The following is a 17,568-nucleotide window of genomic DNA, read 5'->3' on the forward strand; positions in this document are numbered from 1 at the left end:
TATTTTATAACATAGTTGCTGACGAAGTTTTGATAGCGCCTTCCCGCAAGCACTCCAGAATCCGGGGCACCAACTTCAAAGCTGAAGCGAACTGCTGTCGCACACACAGCTTTTCGAGGGTAAATACTAATGCGGCAAGGTGAACATCTTCCTCTATTACACCTTTCAACTCTCTTCTTTTCTCTTGTGCTTCAGTCAATGCAACACCTAACATTTGGAGCTCTCTCTTATGAACTGGCCAGCCAGCTCCGGCTGGTTCCAGACTCCAGCGACCCCAGTGGATCGAAATGAATTCGCCATCCGCCCTTTGAAGAGTCGTCCCTGGCACCAAATCTGGGTTAACGATAGTTAGAGGCAATTGCTGTAAGCGCTGTATCACTTCATTACTATGCTGGGAAAAAGATTTCACCTGGTATAAATCTTCATCTGTCAGCATTTCCGCTACCGTTTCCAGACGCTCCAACAAGTTCCTGTCGATACGTTGCCATAAGGGTGGCCTTGAACGCTTGAACCTGGATACAAGATTTTCTGCAGGCTCCATAGCCAACAAACAAGACATAACATGAAACCTTGCATCAATAATTTGTTTAGGAGGTACTTTTCTTGCCGAGCACCATTGCATCACAAGACAATGAAGTCCTTGCACCTCTTCCACGCTAAGCAACTCAAATGTAGGCAACTGAGATACTTCTGCAAGCAATGTCGCCTCATGCTTAGCTAGTGAGGAACGATTAGAATTGAACACTTTGACAAGAAATTCATCGTGCGTATTTTTTTGGTCATCGAACACTTCGACTCTTAAGGCTGATACATCAGGAATTCCTAACTGGTACCAATGGACAGATACATCCTTGATCGGATGGTTTGTGATACTTTTTACTATCTCACAAATCCACTGAGAACGTTGGGGCGACTGGTGCAGAGCCCAAAAGTTGGTCTCGTGCCTTTTTGTCTCACTTACCAACACGTGCCCGTGAAAAAATAAAGCATTCAGTTTCAGACGTTGGCTATAAAGGGCATTCAAATCATTTACCAAACCATTAAGACGTGAAAAACCTTGTCGCATCAGTATCAGAGATATGATAGCAACAAGTAATCCTGGCGGGGTCGCCAACAGAAACTGACCAAGCATGAAGGCAAATGAAAACAGAAATCCTATACTAGTAGTGGTACTCACAACCGAGCCTGGCGATTTTTCCAAAGATGCTTTTACCTCACCGCCTCTTTGATAGAGCAAAACCAGGACGCTAGAACTCAGCACGATATATCCGAGTAACACCATCAACAAATCGGGGTATATCAAGAAAAGAACCGTGGAAACCAGTAGCAGAAAGACGATACTGGCCAGACTCCGAGCATAGCGTTGATATCCCCGGCCAGCCACATCCTCCTGATTTTCGAAGAGTGGCATCTTGTGGCTTTTTAACAACAACATATTTGCGCCGTGACGAGAACCATAATAAATGACTTTTTCCGCCACAAAATACACAAGATAAAAACCGAAAGCTGCTAACCCAAGAACTACAACTAGTATATCACGATCATAATCAGCAAAGAAGGATGGAAAATAACGCGGAATCCCATCCGAACCCAGCAACATAATGATCTTCAAAGGTAGCAAAAAAGCCAGCAGTATGGAGAACTGCGAAACCAGGGTCGCAAGGACGACTATGAGGGTATCGGTTGGCACAACCCTAACAAACTTCTTGCCAATAGAATAAAACCAACGCAAAATAGTCAGAACATTGTTAAACAATGCAGCAAGCTCCCAGATATTATAGGATACCTTGAGATACCCGTCCCTTTAAAAAAATAAAATAAGCCCAGTTCTCGATGAATCCAACCAGGACATACACAATAGCCAATGATGCGTGGCTGACACGTCCTTTTGATCACCGAACCAGCAGGTAAGCGTTGCCGGAGCCACATGAAGTGTATGATTTTGGGCAAGTACGGAACAGCTCGAGATCGTTTAAATATCTCATCAATTCACGACCGCCAGACATTATCAACTGACCGTAAGCAGTATAGATAATAAGGTGGAGTTCTTTCGAAAGCCGACTAGAATCCTGCTACATATCGTTCATAACCAGGCGTCTTGATGCCATGAAAAAGAAGATCTTTGCCATGACCAGCAGCTGATTTCTTATTGGCCGCTGTAAAGAAAACATGCGTCAACACATGCCGCATAGCATTTCAGGATGCGTCGAGCCTCCTGCCCTTCCGCTCAGAGTAGTGGTCAAAAACGTCATCCACGCCATCCAGGAGAGAGAAGTACCTCGCAATGGTTTTGGCATGCATTTCTTCCTGAATGGCAATTCGGGGGTGCTCGTTCAGCAAATCCTTCATCATGCGTGTACCATAGCGTGAGGCGCCACAGATGATGATCGGTAAGATCTTATCGAAATCTCATGCCGCATCCAAAAAAATTACTATTCATCGTATTGTCACTGATCAGTTAAAATTTAATAGACGATAGAACAGAATTGATCATAGCAAGGGTATCACTTTTACCGGGCGGTGAGTGGCCGGAAAGCTCATCTTCATAATAAACAATATTGAGGGAGCTGTACCCTTTATAGATGTCGAGAACTTGATATTCTTTGCACAGATCGGGCTCTATTGACTTAAGATAAGGCGATAGATGCTTCTGCACATGCTTAACATCATACCGATTCTGAAATATAAAGACCGGAGACCGCCTAGACGAGAACTCATTACTAACTTCCAAACGATCTTGATACTTATTCAAAATCTCAACGTGACTCATACCTGAATAAACATAATCGATCATCGCCTGGTAATGAAGCTTACTGTAGTTAAACAAGTAAATTTGAGGATTGATCGCCACCACTGGGCTTTCCGGGAAGAGATTTGCACATTTCAGCGATACAAATCCACCGGCAGAAGAACCGAATAAAATCAAATTTTCCTGCTTGATGGAAAGTTGATCAAGAACATACTGTAGCAAAGTGTGGAGACGCTCGATTCCGTAGGCTTCTTCCTTATTCTGGAACCACCCAATACTAAGACTGTTGCTATCATTGATCGTAGGATCGGAAAAACAAATAACACTTTCTTCGAATTCATTGCTCCAGGTAAACCGTTGGTAATCCACACTCCCTTTACTTCGATTAGTCGCACCTGGAAACATAACAATTAGTTTTTCACTATCTTTGATATTCGCATAGAAGTTGAAGCAAACACCTTCAAGATATACACGATATGTAGACTTGCCTTTTTTGAACTTTATCTCATCTAGTGAAAATGCACTTTGATGTTTTGTGCCTGGTATTGGAACAGGTGCCGCAACATTACCAGCCGATAGCTTTTTCAGATCCACATCAGCGTTGATGTTTTTTTTTGCATGCAACAATGCTTCTTCACGTGCACTCGAGTCCAGAGACAATACGGTAACTACAGTCTCATCCCTACCGAAGCCCGAAAACCCTACAGCATAGGCAGCTTCATACTTGTAGTCCTTTTCGCAGATGTACCCCTGCATACTATCCTCATCTCCCTTATGGAGCCTTATGGAAACATCCGCATGAGTACAATCTATGAATAACAACCCTCTATTATTTCGGGAAAAGATCAGGGAATTTTCGATCATCCGAACAAGCTTAAAGTCTTTTTCGAGATGAAACCATTGAGTAAAGCTACGAGCTCTTACAAAGTCTAGCTTATCGCAAACGATCAACCATCTTCCAGGCTTGAATATCAAGCGGCGATGGTGTTTAATGGCAGGAAAATCAAGGCCCGCGCAAAGCTCAAACAGGTCATTACCCAACGCTTTTACATGTTCGATTGCTGAACCATAAGGCTTCAGCTTTATAATATCGAACCCTTCTATTTCCACGCTATTGTGGGCGCGTGAGCTGAGGAAATAGTTTCTATACTTATCACTTCGGTAGCCATATTTTCCACTATCACAAATTATCCTGGCGCCTTGATCGAACCAGTCAAATGACAGGCAATCTCGATGTTTATGCGCCTTGCTGTGGTACATGCCCGTCATAAAGAGCATTGATGCCTTGTTGGCTTCAGTGCGCCAAGCAGACCGTACACCGCAGTAACCACTCGAGTTAAAGTCACTCATCACTACATCCGCATCACTATCTAGATCAAACGATACAGATGTTTGTTCGGTAAGAATGGAGTCCCCAATACAAATAGGACGTTTCAAGGGGTCCACCAACCATTTTTTTGCATTGATTGCATGTTCAACACGCTTGATCAACTCAGGGCGTGAATCGTACCAACCAGATGCAATTATGGCCTCGAAAGTATCCGTAGCGTAAAAATGGTAATGGGGAGAGTGCTCAAGGTGAATGCCACTTTTATCATACTGCGAGTCAATCAGGTCCTCCATTTTTTTAAGGCCGTATGCCATAATGCTATCTGAGTTATCGTGCTCTATAACCTGAAGCAACGACATCAGACCTTGAATCTGAAATAAGCCATGGTTATTCAAGCTAAACGCTTTTTCAGTACTCAAGTTTGCAACATGCTTCTTTGCAAGCTTATACAATTGATCACGCTCAGCATGCTCAAGCCTAATACCAAAATATTCGATGCGGTTTATAAAAAACGCGATAACTAACGCACGAAAACCAACCGACATATCATACCATGCGTAGCTAACGGGCATACGTGTAGTCACCACATCGTCAGGATCATCCCCATATGAGCCCCACCAGTCCTGAGCAATCTCCAGAAAGTAAGAAACGATCATGTCCTTTCGTGGATAATCATCAAAAAAATTCATGATCGGATGAAACCCCGCCCACCCCTGAAGTTGCATCCTCCAATTTCTATCTTCGTTAAAATTATTCGCTTCCCAATCTATCGGAGGAACCAGTGAAACTGGCTCACAATCCTTGCGCGGCTTGAAGAGGCGTTCGCTAACAACCAGATCTGCTTTATCGTCGTAGTATCCGCTTGGAAAAATACGATGCAAGAAACTTTTAATGGGTATTAGAGCCAACGAATTATTAGAGAGAAAATTACCATTTTTGCACAACATAAATAGCCACCACCATTTCCTTTAACGTTGGCGATCAGGCATCTAGACTGCGATAAATATCGCCGACCTTTCGTGCTGACACTTTCCAATCCCGTTCTTGGCATACCCATTCATACGCCGTCTGTCCAAGACGTGAGCGTAACTTTTTATCTGAAATCAGCATTTTCAGCACGTTCGCTAGACTGTCGACGTTGCCCTTTTCAAAGACAAGGCCAGTTTCACCATCTGCCACTATCTCCGTCAAAGCTGCACAGCTCGACACCACAACCGCCTTTCCGCTCGCCATTGATTCAAAAGGCTTCAGAGGCGATACCGCTTCACAAACCAAAAAAGGTTTGCGAGGGAATGGGGTAATATCGACGAGCGAGTAATAGCGACGGACCTCTGAATGCGGGACACGGCCAGTGCATATGACCATATCATCGAGCTGTAGCTCCTTCACAAGACCTTGTAGGACTTGCAGGAACCCACCATCTCCAACGAGAAGCATCTTGAAGTTTCGCAGGCCACCTTCCTGCAGCTCTTTTAACGCATGGATCAGATCATCAAGGCCTTCGTAATTTACAATGGATCCTATGTATCCGATGACCACATCATCCTCTTGGATACCCAATTCGGCGGCTAACATCTGGTCCCGTGGTTCAAAGGGGATAAACTGCTCGGTATGCACACAGTTTGGGACTACAGTAATTTTACTTTCGTCTACGCCTCGAGAGACCATAAGGTCTTTAAGCGCATGGGTAATGGTAATGACTGCATCGGCATTATTGCAGGCCTCAGCCTCCATCTTTGCCATAAACTTGAACTGATCAGTTGTTTCCCAGTCCCTTTGCCGGGACATTCTTGTAATCTCCCATAGCCCGCGCACTTCATAAACAGATTTAATGCCCAACCTTTTTGAGGCTTCAATCGCTGCGAAACCGTTCGGATAATTCGAAGCAGCATGTATAATCTTAGCCTGATGCTGTATGGCGTGCTCCACGAGCTGTTCTGCATATAAGGAAATATATTCAGTTAATGTAAGGCTACTCTTCCTCGTTGCTTGACTGCATCTCAGATAGTGAACCTCATCGATTATATCAACTTCAGGGATAGTACTGGGAAGTTTAAAGCTGATGTGCTTCTTATGATCTGAAGGATAACCTGGTCTGGAAACACCACAGACAGTATACTCTGACTCTTTGTTTATTCCTTTTAGTAAGCCATGCGTGCGCGTCGCGTAACCACCTGAATTATAGGGTAACGAATTGTGCAGCAAGTAGAGCACTTCATTCTTAGCCTCATATGGCCTTATTTTACCTGCTTCACTGAAAGAAAAGCCCTTTTCCATCGTCTTGATTTCATCTTGAATGCGATGAGAAGAGAAATTCCAACCCGTAAGGTTATGCTGCTGTACTTCTTCTATAAATTCCACCAAGTCGTACATATGCCCCGCCTTGGTAAGCGCATGCTTTATTTCCATAGCGGTATCTAGAGAAGGCTCGTGGCGAAACAGTATTTTTCCTAAAGCTATCTCTGCTTGCGTGCTGACTCCGGTAAAATACTCTATACTCTTCTTCAAAATCAGAGATTTCTCTCTGTCTGAAATATTTTTCCCCAACATGCAGTCTATATTATAGATGTCTAAATCACCAAGTTGGTATATATTTTTTTCTACCTCTGCGATTATTTCAGACAACCTTTCTTGATAACTAATATTTTGACACTCTACTGATGCGCCGGCCTTTAGATACACATCAGAACCTTTGAAACTCATTATAGCGATGCGGACACGCACCGCATTTCTTGGAATCGGTGCCAGCAGATGAAAAACTTCAATCTGCGGAGATGCACTTAAGTATTTATATGCTCCATGCTTCTCCGATAACTTCATGTCATACAGTGGCTCACTCTCGGAGACATCAACGTTTCGTTTATCGAAAAATTTTACTGATATGACAGCTGCTTTCTCGATCAAGCTTACAGGAGAGTATAAGTTGCCTGAAACATAAATCGTTGTTGCCTTTTTTTTTATACTTATATCAGCGACTGCTTTTTCGGATACCAGATGCTTGTCATGATAATTGACAAAGACTCTTTTTTTCCTCTTTTTGAATTCCTTGTACAGCCTTCGCTTTATCCGAAAAAGCAGCATATTCATATATCAGGCCCTGTTCCAGTAAACCGAAAACCACGCCGCATATCCCGGAGTGGTTCATGGCTATCAGTGTGCAGTGTATTGAAAAGTGATTAGCAATCAAGAACGTGTAGCAAGCATCTTAGGATGCTGAGTGAAGAGCGGATTTTATTAGTAATTTTTAGTAATCTATCGCTTGTTTAGCCTCGATAATTTTATAAGGCACCTTCCGGCGGCGCTCATGGGCAACGCGAGATCATCGAAAAAAGCGATCCAGCATTTCACAAAGTCTAACGCAGCATTCGATTTCGTCTTCAATCAGCCAGTCGACTACCAGATTCCACGTGTGTCCAGCACCACCTTCTCTTTCAGTAGCTCAGCGCCCACCCCTTTAAAGTCTCGATGGTCCACCAGCAGCAATAGTATATCGGCGTTTTCTATAGCTTTTCCCACAGGGTAAAGTTCTGCTTTTTGCTTCAAACTCGCCGGCAGAGATTTAATATTGGGCTCCACGATTAACATCTGCCCAGGGTGTGAGGACGCCAATTTTTCCACAATTTTTAGAGCAGGACTTTCCCGCAAGTCATCAATATCCGGCTTGAAGGCCAGACCAAAACAGGCGATGGATACATCTTTAGCCGTTTTATTCGAGTTCGCTGTGAGAAGTTTGCCAACTGCTTGATGTACCTTTTCATTGACCCACTGCGGCTTGCCATCGTTGACTTCCCTCGCGGTGCGGATCAGGCGCGCCTCATCTGGTGTCTCGCTGACGATGAACCAGGGGTCCACGGCGATGCAGTGGCCGCCAACTCCTGGGCCAGGCTGAAGGATGTTGACCCGCGGATGACGATTGGCCAGGCGAATCAGCTCCCACACACTGATGTCGATCTTGTCGCAGATGATGGAAAGCTCATTGGCGAAGGCGATGTTCACGTCGCGAAAGCTGTTCTCGGTGAGCTTGGCCATCTCGGCGGTGCGAGCCGTGGTGGTGATGCACTCCCCCTCTACGAAGATCTGATAGAGCGCCGTGGCCGCCGCGGAGCACTTGGCGGTCATGCCGCCGATCACACGGTCGTTCTCCACCAGCTCACGCACCACATGGCCGGGCAGCACACGCTCGGGGCAATGGGCGATACGGATATCGGATGCTTCCCCATGGGTCTGTGGAAAGGTGAGATCGGGTCGCGCTTCGGCCATCCAGGCCGCCATCTGTTCGGTGGCACCCACCGGAGAGGTGGATTCCAGGATCACCAGGTCACCCGCCTTCAGCACCTGGGCAACGGCCTTGCTTGCCGACTCGATATAGCTCAGGTCAGGCACATGGTCATTGCCGTTCTCTGCCTTGAACGGGGTGGGAACGGCAATCAGGAAAGCATCCGCAGGCTCGGGGCGGGTCGCCGCACGCAGGTAGCCTTCCTTCACGGCGGCATGAACCACGATATCCAGTTCAGGTTCAACGATATGGATGTCACCACGGTTGATGGTATCCACCGCGTGCTGATTGATATCCACGCCGATGACCTGCTTGCGACGAGAGGCGATGACGGCGGCGGTTGGCAGGCCAATGTAACCGAGGCCGATAACGGAGATGGTGTCGTAGTTCATGGTTCCGTCCAAAGACAGGTTGAATTCAAGGAAGTCTGGAGCTGTACGGTGTCAGTACAGTCACGATACCGGAATGCTATAGCGTGCTGGCCAGGATCTCGCGAATGCGGCTGCAGGCCTTGCCATCCCCGTAGGGGTTATGGGCATAGCTCATGGCCTCGTAGGCGGCGGTATCCGTCAGCAGGGTATCCATCTCACCGACGATCCGCGCCACATCGGTGCCTACCAGCTTGACGGTGCCGGCATCCACGGCTTCCGGCCGCTCGGTGGTATCCCGCATCACCAGCACGGGCTTTCCGAGGGACGGAGCCTCTTCCTGGATGCCACCGGAATCGGTGAGGATCAGGTGGGCTCGATTCATCAGGTAGACGAACGGCAGGTAGTCAAGCGGCTCGATCAGGTGCACGTTGTCGATGTCCGAGAGCAGCCGCTTGACCGGCTCGAGGACGTTGGGGTTCAAGTGCACGGGGTAGACGATCTGTGTATCGGGGTGCGCGGCGGCCGTATCGTGAAGCGCCCGGCAGATCCGCTCGAAGCCGCCACCGAAGCTCTCGCGCCGGTGCCCTGTCACCAGGATCAACTTGCGGTTGGCGTCCAGGAAGTCGAACTGCTCGGCGAACTGCTGCTGGAATCGTTCGCTATCCTCGAGTTTTTGCACAACCTCCAGCAGCGCGTCGATAACGGTGTTTCCGGTGACATGGACCTTGTCCGGTGCGATGCCCTCTTCCAGAAGGTTACGGCTGGAGCGCTCGGTAGGCGCGAAATGCAACTCTGCCAGGGCACCGGTCAATTTGCGGTTGGCCTCTTCCGGCCAGGGGGAGTAGATGTTGCCGGTACGCAGGCCGGCTTCCACATGGCCCACAGGGATCTGCTGATAATAGGCGGCCAGGGTGGTGGCAAAGGTGGTTGCGGTATCGCCATGTACCAGCACGATATCCGGCTTGACCTCGGCCAACACGCCTTTCATGCCTTGCAGGATCGACGTGGTCACGTCGGTGAGATCCTGTCCCGGTTTCATGATGTTGAGATCGTGATCGGGTGTCAGTTCGAACAGATCCAGCACCTGATCCAGCATCTCGCGATGCTGACCGGTCACGCAGACCTGCGCATCGAAGCGCTCATCGGCAGCAAGGGACAGGGCAAGGGGCGCCATCTTGATGGCTTCGGGGCGGGTACCGAACACGCAGAGGGTCTTGATGGGCATAGGAATAGGGTTTTTCGTAGGTTGAAAACGCAGGAGTAACCGGTCTGCAGCCTTACTCGACGGTTACCGATTTGGCGAGATTACGCGGCTTGTCCACGTCGGTGCCCTTGACCAGGGCCACATGGTAGGAGAGCAGTTGGAGAGGCACGCTGAAGAGGATGGGCGCCACACTATCGCTGACCTTGGGCAGTTTCAGGTTATGGAAACCTTCGCCGTCTTCCAGACCAGCATCCTCGCAGATGAAGTTGATCAGCTGTCCCCCGCGAGCGCGAACTTCCTGTAGGTTGCTCTTGAGCTTTTCCAGCAGCTCGTCGCTGGGAGCAACGGTGACCACGGGCATGTCATCGTCCACCAAGGCTAGGGGGCCATGCTTGAGCTCTCCCGCCGCATAGGCCTCGGCATGGATATAGGAGATCTCCTTGAGTTTCAGTGCCCCTTCCATGGCCACCGGATAGTGGGGGCCACGCCCGAGAAAGAGAGTGTGATGCTTGCTGGCGAAACGAGTGGCGAGCGCAGCGATATCCGGCTCCAGGGCAAGCACCTGCTCGATCTGTGCGGGCAAGGCTGCCAGATCGGCGATCAGCTCTGCCAGCCGTTGCTCGCCTAGCCACTTTCGTCCCAGCAGAACCGTGAACCACAGCAGGGCCAACAGCTGCGTCGTGAAGGCCTTGGTGGAGGCCACACCGATCTCCGGTCCGGCATGGGTCATCAGCCGCAGGTCCGACTCGCGCACCAGGGAGCTTCCCGGCACGTTGCAGATGGCCAGGGTGGCGAGATAGCCGGCCCGTTTCGCAAAGCGCAACGCGGCCAGGGTGTCGGCCGTCTCACCGGACTGCGAGATGGTCACGAAGAGCGTGTTGTTCGGTACGACCACATGGCGATAGCGGAACTCGCTGGCGACCTCGACCGAACAGGGAAGGCCCGCCAGGCCCTCGAGCCAGTAACGGGCCACCAGGCCGGCATGATAACTGGTGCCGCAGGAGACGATCTGGACCTGCTCGACTCGATCCAGCAGGGCTTCTGCTTCCGCACCCAGGACCGAGGCCAGCAGGCGGCCCTCATCGGAGACCTTGTCCGCCAGCGTTGCCTTGAGGACACGCGGCTGCTCGTGGATTTCCTTGAGCATGAAGTGGCGATAGTCGCCCTTCTCGGCGATCTGATCGCCATGCTCGAAACGGACGATAGGGCGATCCACCTGAGCCCCCGCGGTGTCAAAAATCCGACACGCATCGCGAGAGACAAGGGCGTGGTCGCCCTCTTCCAGGTAGATGAAGCGGTCGGTTACCTGCAGCAGCGCCAGAGGATCGGAGGCGATGAAGTGCTCTTCGCTGCCCTCGCCCACCACCAGCGGGCTGCCCATGCGGGCACAGAGCAGGCTATCCGGGTGCTCGATGTGCAGGACGCCGAGCGCATAAGCCCCATGCAGACGCCCAAGCGTGGCCCGGAAGGCCGCCATGAGACGCTGAGCCGGTTCAGCAGCTTCGTTCAGTGAGTCCTGCTGATGAGTGGTGGTGGCGTAATAGTAATGGAAAAGGTGCGCCACCACCTCCGTGTCGGTGTCCGAGTGGAAGCGATAGCCTTGGGCCTCGAGCTCACGGCGCAAAGGCTCATGATTCTCGATGATGCCGTTGTGAACCACCGCCACGGAGGCATTCGACAGGTGCGGGTGGGCATTGAGCGTGCTGGGCTTGCCGTGGGTGGCCCAGCGGGTATGCGCGATGCCCAATTGTCCTTTGACCGCTCGCTGCTCGAGCAGGCTCTCCAGGGCAGCCACCTTGCCGACCTCCCGCTCACGCTGCAACTGCCCTTCCCTCAGCACGGCAATACCTGCTGAGTCGTAACCGCGATACTCGAGCCGGTTCAGGCCTTCAAGCAGGATGGGGGTAACATTGCGCAGGCTAGCCGCGCCGACGATTCCACACATGTCAGTCCATTGAGTCGAGTAGCCGAAACGGGCACGCTACCGCCCGAGGATTGAACCGGACGTATTCCCATGCCCTGAAGAAACAATGATATTGCCCGGGATCCTGCTCCTGCGCAGACATCCGTTGGTGGACGCATTATTCTACGCAACTGCACAGAGTGGCTCCACGCTGAGCGCAGAGCCCGCACTGCGCACCATAGCTAGAAGCTAAGAAAAATTGGCTTGCGAAGGATACAGCCCGCCCGTCCCGCCCACAACGGTGGGGCAGCATGAACGTTCTCAGAAGCGGCCCCCAACAAGGGCGAGGGGAGCGGGGGTAGCGGGCCCGCGGCATATACCGGTCATCGCTGTGCAAGAAGAAACGCTCTGCCTATCGCCGTGCAAGCACGGCTCCAACAAGAACCAGTACGGGCACATGGAAGCGGTGCCTGCACCACGAGGTTAGATGCCCCCCAACCGACGAGATCGCCTACACGTAGCGGCCGCGTTCTCGTACGAAGGCGTTCGGCACGATAGCGTACCATCAAGGCAGATCCAGGGAGGGATTGCCCATGAGACCCATCACGCTAGACGTCGACCCCCAGGGCCGGCGCATCCTGTCCTGCACCTGCGGCACCATCGAGATCGCCCGGGCCAATGACTGGCAGGAGTTCACGCTCGAGGCGGTCGACAATGACCTGACCGTGGTCACCTGCGCCACTTGCGAACGGTATACGCGACTGGGTCGCCTGGACGCGGAGCCGGAAACCCCTCAGTCCATCTGGTGATCGGCCCCCAGGGCCACCTCCACCTCCCTGCCCGCCTCCCTTGCCCACTCTTCGATCCTCGCCTTGAAGGCGAGCTGGGCGTCGTGCTCGCCGTGCACCAGGCGCACATGGTGCGGCGGGTGACGCATGCGGCGGATAAAGGCGAGCAGGTTGTGCTGGTCGGCATGGGCAGAGTAGCCGCTGACGGTCTCGATGTGGGCGCGGATGTCGATGCGCTCGCCGTCGAGGGCTACCCAGCCGCCACGCGGGCCGTAACGCTGGATATCGCGCCCCGGGGTGCCGGCCCCCTGGTAGCCGATGAACACCACGGCGTGGCGCGGGTCACCCAGCATGCGCTTGAGGTAGTTGACCACCCGCCCGCCGGTGACCATGCCGCTGGCGGCGATCACCACCGCCGGGCGGTGGGTGCGGGCCAGGTAGTCTACCGTCTGCTCGTGCTCGGCGTGGTCATTCACGGTGTAGAGGTTGTCGAAGCTCAGCGGATGGCGGCCGCTGCGCAGCCGGTGGTGGGCCTCGGCGTCCCACCAGGGCCTGAGCTCACGATAGACCTCGGTGAAGCGCGCGGCCAGCGGCGAGTCGACGATGATCTCGAGCTCGCGCCAGCGCGGGTCGGTGGCGCCATGGGTCAGCCCCTCGAGCTCGTAGAGCAGCTCTTGGGTGCGGCCGATGCTGAAGGCGGGGATCACCACGCTGCCGGCGTTCTCAAGGGCCCGGTCGATGGCGCCCTTGAGCCGCGCCCGTCGGGTGGTGCGATCCTCGTGGGTGCGGTCGCCGTAGGTGCTCTCGATCACCAGGGTATCGGCTCGGTACGGCGGCCTCGGCGCCGGCAGCAGCGGCGCGTAAGGCGCCCCGAGATCGCCGGAGAACACCGTGCGGTGGGCCTCGCCCGTGGCGCGGTCGCGCGTATCCACCTCCACATAGGCCGAGCCGAGGATATGTCCGGCGCGCTGCAGCTTGACGCGGATACGGTGGCGATCGTCATCGATAACGGTATACCACTGCCGGTAGTCCAGCGGCACCAGCCGCCCTTCCACCTCGGCCAGGAAGCGCTCGATCAGCGCCCGATCGCGGGTGAAGCCGATCTTCAGCGCATCCTCGATCACCAGTGGCAGCAGCCGCGCGGAGGGCACCGAGCAGAGGATCGGCCCGCGGTAGCCCGCCGCCAGCAGATAGGGCAGCCGGCCGATATGGTCGATATGCACATGGGTGACTACCAGCGCCAGCACGTCGTCCACCGGGAAGCGCACCCGGTGCTGCTCGAGGCTGTCGAGGTGGTCGGCGTCCTGGCCCTGGAAGAGCCCGCAATCTACCAGCAGCGCGCGGTCCTCGCTCACCTGCAGGCGGTGACAGCTGCCGGTGACGCCCTCGGCGGCGCCATGGTGAACAATCCGTGGGGTCTGCATCCGGGTGGCCTCCCTGCCCGCTATCCAATGCCTGCTATCCGATGCCTTCAGTGTAGGCAAGGGACACTGACGGGGTACGTCGCGTAAGCCCGCCCACTCACGAGGCTTCGACCTAAGTCGTAGACAAGCGTTTGACCTCGCGTATAATGGAAAACACTTTCACATATATTAGCGGGCCGCCATGGCCCGGGAGACGTCACTTGCGCCATCTGCCCTTCGCCACCATCTGGGACCACCCCCTACCCGCACGCCCGCTGCGCTCGGCTCGTCGCCGCCGCAGCACCGAGCGCTTCCTGACCATCTGGAGCCGCCCCGTGACCCGCCTGCCGAAGAAGAGTGCCCAGGCATCCCGCCACCGTCGCCTGCCGCCCTTCTACATCTAGGCTCGCTCTCTGATAGCCTGACCTCTTGCAGGGCCAGCCTATCGCTCTCTGGGGCTTGACCGCACAATGAGCCAGGAGCCTCAATGACCGCCATCCTGTTGTTAATGCACCTGCTGGGCGCCACCATCTGGACGGGCGGCCACCTGGTACTGGCGGCGACCATCCTGCCGCGGGTGCTCAGGGGCAAGGACGTGGCGGCACTCCACTGGTTCGAACAGGGCTACGAGCGGATCGGCATGCCTGCGCTGGTGGTGCAGATCGTCACCGGGCTGTGGCTGGCATGGCAGAAGCTGCCTTCCCTGGCGTTGTGGTTCTCGGCCGAGGGCGGCCCGGTGGCCCAACTGATCCAGTTCAAGCTCGCCCTGCTCGGCCTCACCGCCCTGGTGGCGGCCCACGCCCGCTTCCGCGTCATCCCGCGCCTCTCGCCCGCCACCCTGCCGCTGATGGGCTGGCATATCCTTGCCGTCACCGGGCTCTCGGTGCTGTTCGTGGTGGTGGGGCTGTCGTTTCGGGTGCGCTGGGGCCTCTGAGCGGCGGCGTGGTCGGTTAGCGTGGCCGTGCCTGCCCTTGGATATTTGCGAACTATCAAATATAGTAACACCCCGTTTACTTCCTGAAACACGGTAACGCGCTCTTCCCGGCGCGACTCCCATCGCGCCAGCCGACCCGCTGTCATCCCCGTTCCGCGGCAAGAAGCACAGGGTCTCGACCGGCGCCCCGGGGCTCAGTGGGTCAAGCGGGGCACCGGTTCAGACGATGAGGCTTCTGCACATGGAGGGTACGACGTGATCAAGCGCTGGATGCGCAAGGCACCCATTCGCTGCTGGGTCATCAAGCAGGTCGATGAGAACATGTTGCACCTGTGCGAGAGCGGCCAACTCGTCACCGAGCTCAAGCGCAAGGTGGCCGAGCGCCAGTTGGCAAAGGGAGAGTACCGGGGCGGCGTGCGGCTCGGCGATACCGGCATCGTGCTCAATAGCGCGCTGTTCGCCGCGCTGGTGCCCTGGCCAGACCTCATCCTGGATGACCACTACCAGGCCCACTGGCAGGGGCGCAGCTGGGCGGTCTCCCGTGTGCCGCAGCGCTGCTGGGCCTGGGAGGGCCGCCTGGTCGCCGAACCCCGGCCCCAGGGCAGCCTCCCCGCCTGGCAGAGCACCGAGGATGTCGCGCATGTGCGCGAGCGGGCCGATAGCTCGGAATGGCTCAGCGGGAGGGCGAGCTTTCGTCCAACCAATGCGCTGGAGGACCCGGAGAAGGATATCCGCGAGGCCATCGCCCGCAACCGCGCCCGCCAGGCGGCCAAACGCGGCGATCCCGTCAGCATGCCAAGCGGGTCTCGGCAAGACGAGATCATCTGAGCCCGTCAACACGCCCACCTGCCCATTGCGGCTGGCCTCCCGCGGGCTTGCGGCCCCTACTCCTTGCGCAGCGCATCGCGGATCTCGCGCAGCAGCAGGATATCCTCCGGCGGCGCCGTGGGTTCGGTGGGCGCCTTGGCCTGCTGGCGGCGCAGGCGATTGACGCCCTTGACCAGCAGGAAGACCGCGAAGGCCACGATCAAGAAGCTGATCACGTTGTTGACGAACACCCCGATGTTGAGGGTCACCGCCCCGGCCGCCGTCGCCTCGGCCAGGGTGGCGTAGGGTCCCTCGCCCTTGAGCACCAGGAAGATATTCGAGAAGTCGACGCCGCCCATCAGCAGCCCGAGGGGCGGCATCAACACGTCGTTCACCAGGCTCTGGACGATGGTGCCGAAGGCCCCGCCGATGATGATCCCCACCGCCATGTCCACCACGTTGCCGCGCACGGCGAATTCCTTGAACTCCCTCAGCATGCCCTGCTCTCCTCCTTGACTGGTTGATGATCGCGCCAACACCCATCGCGTCGTTTCCGGCTCTCGCAATCGCCTGAAGGCAAGCGGCGCCAACTACCAGGCCGACTTGCCGCTCACCACGCTCTCGAGGTCCATCCGCAGCGCCGCGTCGTCGGCAAGGCCCAGGTCCGCCTCGGCGCTGTCGATGCCGAAACTGGCCCGGTAGCTGCTCGGCGAGACCCCCAGTCGGCGCTGGAAGACACGGCGCAGCGTCGCGGTGGTGCCGAAGCCAGAATTGTCGACCACGGACTGCATCGACTGCTCTGAGGACTCCAGCAGCCGTCGGGCCAGGCTCAGGTGCACGTCCTCGATGTAGCGGGACAGCGTGACGCGCGTGACCGCCTTGAACCGACGCCCCAGCGAGCGCTCGCTCATCGCCGCCCATCGTGCCAGCCGTGCCAGGGAGAGGTCCGCGCGCGGATGCTCCCAGATATAGCGTTGCACCCGGCGAATGCGCGGGTCTTCCGTCGCTTCGGCCATCAGTTGCGAGCTGAACTGGGACTGACCGCCCTGGCGGCGCATGACCATGACCATGAAGCGCGCGATATCCACGGCCAGCTGGCGTCCATGGTCCGCCTCGATCACCGCCAGCGCCAGGTCGATGCCCGCCAGCATGCCCGCCGAGGTCCAGAATTTTCCCGAGTTGAGAAAGATCGCGTCGGGTGCGACCTGAGCGCTGTAGGGAGCCTCGGTGCTCAGGCGCATCGCTTCGAGCCAGTGCGTGGCGACCTGGTGCCCATGGGTGACGCCCGAGGCCAGCAGCACGGTGGAGCCGGTGCACACCGAGCCCATCCGCGCGCAGCGCGGCTCCAGCCGGCGGATCCATGACATGAGGCGCGCATCCTCCGCCGCGGCGAAGCAGCCCGGCCCTCCCGCGACGAGCAGCAGGTCGATCCGCCCGGGCAGGTCGTCGCAGCTGCAGGTCGGTTGGAGTGTCAGGAAGCCGCCGGCAACGGCCACGGCGCCGCCGTCGACCGACGCCGTGACCGGCGCATAGAGCCGACGCCCGGTCAGGAAGTTGGCCAGACCAAAGGGCTCGAGCGGGCCACAGACATCCACCGAGGCCACCTGGGGATAGATCAGCATCACCACCCGGCGCGGATGGTCGAAAGCGGCTTCCGGGGTCACAAGACAGCTCCTCCCTACGCGCGCCGCTCAGGGGGAAGACGAACATCCCCCGGCGCTCCCACGCATTGTTCATGCCCGCAAAACACGGGACGCCAGAATTAGCACGCTGGCGGCCAAGTGTGCCGCACGCACTGGAGGG

General features: G+C 55.3%; 13 protein-coding genes. 4 read left to right on the forward strand and 9 right to left on the reverse strand.

Annotated elements, in window-relative coordinates; translation table 11 throughout:
- Window positions 1-4: 4 nt before the first annotated feature.
- The 6 genes from P8934_RS10220 to glmS all read right to left on the reverse strand — a co-directional run bounded on the left by P8934_RS10220 (window position 5) and on the right by glmS (window position 11,875).
- Window positions 5-1,756, reverse strand: a complete 1,752-nt coding sequence (locus P8934_RS10220; RefSeq protein ID WP_278030936.1) for a hypothetical protein — start codon at window positions 1,754-1,756, stop codon at window positions 5-7.
- 702 nt (window positions 1,757-2,458) lie between these two features.
- Complete coding sequence (locus tag P8934_RS10225; RefSeq protein ID WP_278030937.1) at window positions 2,459-5,026, reverse strand: alginate lyase family protein; 2,568 nt, start codon at window positions 5,024-5,026, stop codon at window positions 2,459-2,461.
- Window positions 5,027-5,060: 34 nt separating this feature from the next.
- Window positions 5,061-7,166 (reverse strand): glycosyltransferase, encoded by a 2,106-nt coding sequence (locus P8934_RS10230; protein ID WP_278030938.1) that lies wholly within the window; start codon window positions 7,164-7,166, stop codon window positions 5,061-5,063.
- Between the two features lie 306 nt (window positions 7,167-7,472).
- Window positions 7,473-8,747: a UDP-N-acetyl-D-mannosamine dehydrogenase gene (gene wecC, locus P8934_RS10235; RefSeq protein WP_278030939.1), complete on the reverse strand. Its 1,275-nt coding sequence runs from the start codon at window positions 8,745-8,747 to the stop codon at window positions 7,473-7,475.
- A gap of 76 nt (window positions 8,748-8,823) precedes the next feature.
- Complete coding sequence (wecB, locus tag P8934_RS10240) at window positions 8,824-9,945, reverse strand: UDP-N-acetylglucosamine 2-epimerase (non-hydrolyzing) (protein ID WP_278034023.1); 1,122 nt, start codon at window positions 9,943-9,945, stop codon at window positions 8,824-8,826.
- Window positions 9,946-10,003: 58 nt separating this feature from the next.
- Window positions 10,004-11,875, reverse strand: coding sequence for a glutamine--fructose-6-phosphate transaminase (isomerizing) (glmS, locus tag P8934_RS10245; protein WP_278030940.1), 1,872 nt, complete (start codon window positions 11,873-11,875; stop codon window positions 10,004-10,006).
- Window positions 11,876-12,426: 551 nt separating this feature from the next.
- Here glmS and P8934_RS10250 point away from each other — a divergent pair.
- Window positions 12,427-12,642, forward strand: a complete 216-nt coding sequence (locus P8934_RS10250; RefSeq protein WP_278030941.1) for a hypothetical protein — start codon at window positions 12,427-12,429, stop codon at window positions 12,640-12,642.
- Here P8934_RS10250 and P8934_RS10255 read toward each other — a convergent pair.
- On the reverse strand, window positions 12,627-14,045 hold the full coding sequence (locus P8934_RS10255; protein ID WP_278030942.1) for an MBL fold metallo-hydrolase: 1,419 nt from the start codon (window positions 14,043-14,045) through the stop codon (window positions 12,627-12,629). The two genes, P8934_RS10250 and P8934_RS10255, sit on opposite strands and share 16 nt — an antisense overlap.
- 200 nt (window positions 14,046-14,245) lie before the next feature.
- Between P8934_RS10255 and P8934_RS10260 the strand changes: the two genes are divergently transcribed.
- The 3 genes from P8934_RS10260 to P8934_RS10270 all read left to right on the forward strand — a co-directional run bounded on the left by P8934_RS10260 (window position 14,246) and on the right by P8934_RS10270 (window position 15,786).
- Window positions 14,246-14,428, forward strand: a complete 183-nt coding sequence (locus P8934_RS10260; protein WP_278030943.1) for a hypothetical protein — start codon at window positions 14,246-14,248, stop codon at window positions 14,426-14,428.
- Between the two features lie 83 nt (window positions 14,429-14,511).
- On the forward strand, window positions 14,512-14,958 hold the full coding sequence (locus P8934_RS10265) for a CopD family protein (protein WP_278030944.1): 447 nt from the start codon (window positions 14,512-14,514) through the stop codon (window positions 14,956-14,958).
- Between the two features lie 255 nt (window positions 14,959-15,213).
- Complete coding sequence (locus P8934_RS10270) at window positions 15,214-15,786, forward strand: hypothetical protein (protein WP_278030945.1); 573 nt, start codon at window positions 15,214-15,216, stop codon at window positions 15,784-15,786.
- 56 nt (window positions 15,787-15,842) lie between these two features.
- Here P8934_RS10270 and mscL read toward each other — a convergent pair whose 3' ends face one another.
- Both mscL and P8934_RS10280 read right to left on the reverse strand, forming a co-directional pair.
- Complete coding sequence (mscL, locus tag P8934_RS10275) at window positions 15,843-16,262, reverse strand: large conductance mechanosensitive channel protein MscL (RefSeq protein ID WP_278030946.1); 420 nt, start codon at window positions 16,260-16,262, stop codon at window positions 15,843-15,845.
- Window positions 16,263-16,355: 93 nt separating this feature from the next.
- Window positions 16,356-17,429: a helix-turn-helix domain-containing protein gene (locus P8934_RS10280; protein ID WP_278030947.1), complete on the reverse strand. Its 1,074-nt coding sequence runs from the start codon at window positions 17,427-17,429 to the stop codon at window positions 16,356-16,358.
- Window positions 17,430-17,568 lie beyond the last annotated feature (139 nt).

Source organism: Halomonas sp. CKK8 (assembly GCF_029625235.1).
Taxonomy (GTDB): domain Bacteria; phylum Pseudomonadota; class Gammaproteobacteria; order Pseudomonadales; family Halomonadaceae; genus Halomonas; species Halomonas ventosae.

Excerpts from the sequence above, each read along its gene's own strand:
- glmS (WP_278030940.1), bottom strand. The coding sequence starts at position 11,875 with ATGTGTGGAATCGTCGGCGCGGCTAGCCTGCGCAATGTTACCCCCATC.
- mscL (WP_278030946.1), bottom strand. The coding sequence starts at position 16,262 with ATGCTGAGGGAGTTCAAGGAATTCGCCGTGCGCGGCAACGTGGTGGAC.
- P8934_RS10225 (WP_278030937.1), bottom strand. The coding sequence starts at position 5,026 with ATGTTGTGCAAAAATGGTAATTTTCTCTCTAATAATTCGTTGGCTCTA.
- P8934_RS10230 (WP_278030938.1), bottom strand. The coding sequence starts at position 7,166 with ATGAATATGCTGCTTTTTCGGATAAAGCGAAGGCTGTACAAGGAATTC.
- P8934_RS10265 (WP_278030944.1), top strand. The coding sequence starts at position 14,512 with ATGACCGCCATCCTGTTGTTAATGCACCTGCTGGGCGCCACCATCTGG.
- P8934_RS10250 (WP_278030941.1), top strand. The coding sequence starts at position 12,427 with ATGAGACCCATCACGCTAGACGTCGACCCCCAGGGCCGGCGCATCCTG.
- wecC (WP_278030939.1), bottom strand. The coding sequence starts at position 8,747 with ATGAACTACGACACCATCTCCGTTATCGGCCTCGGTTACATTGGCCTG.
- P8934_RS10255 (WP_278030942.1), bottom strand. The coding sequence starts at position 14,045 with ATGCAGACCCCACGGATTGTTCACCATGGCGCCGCCGAGGGCGTCACC.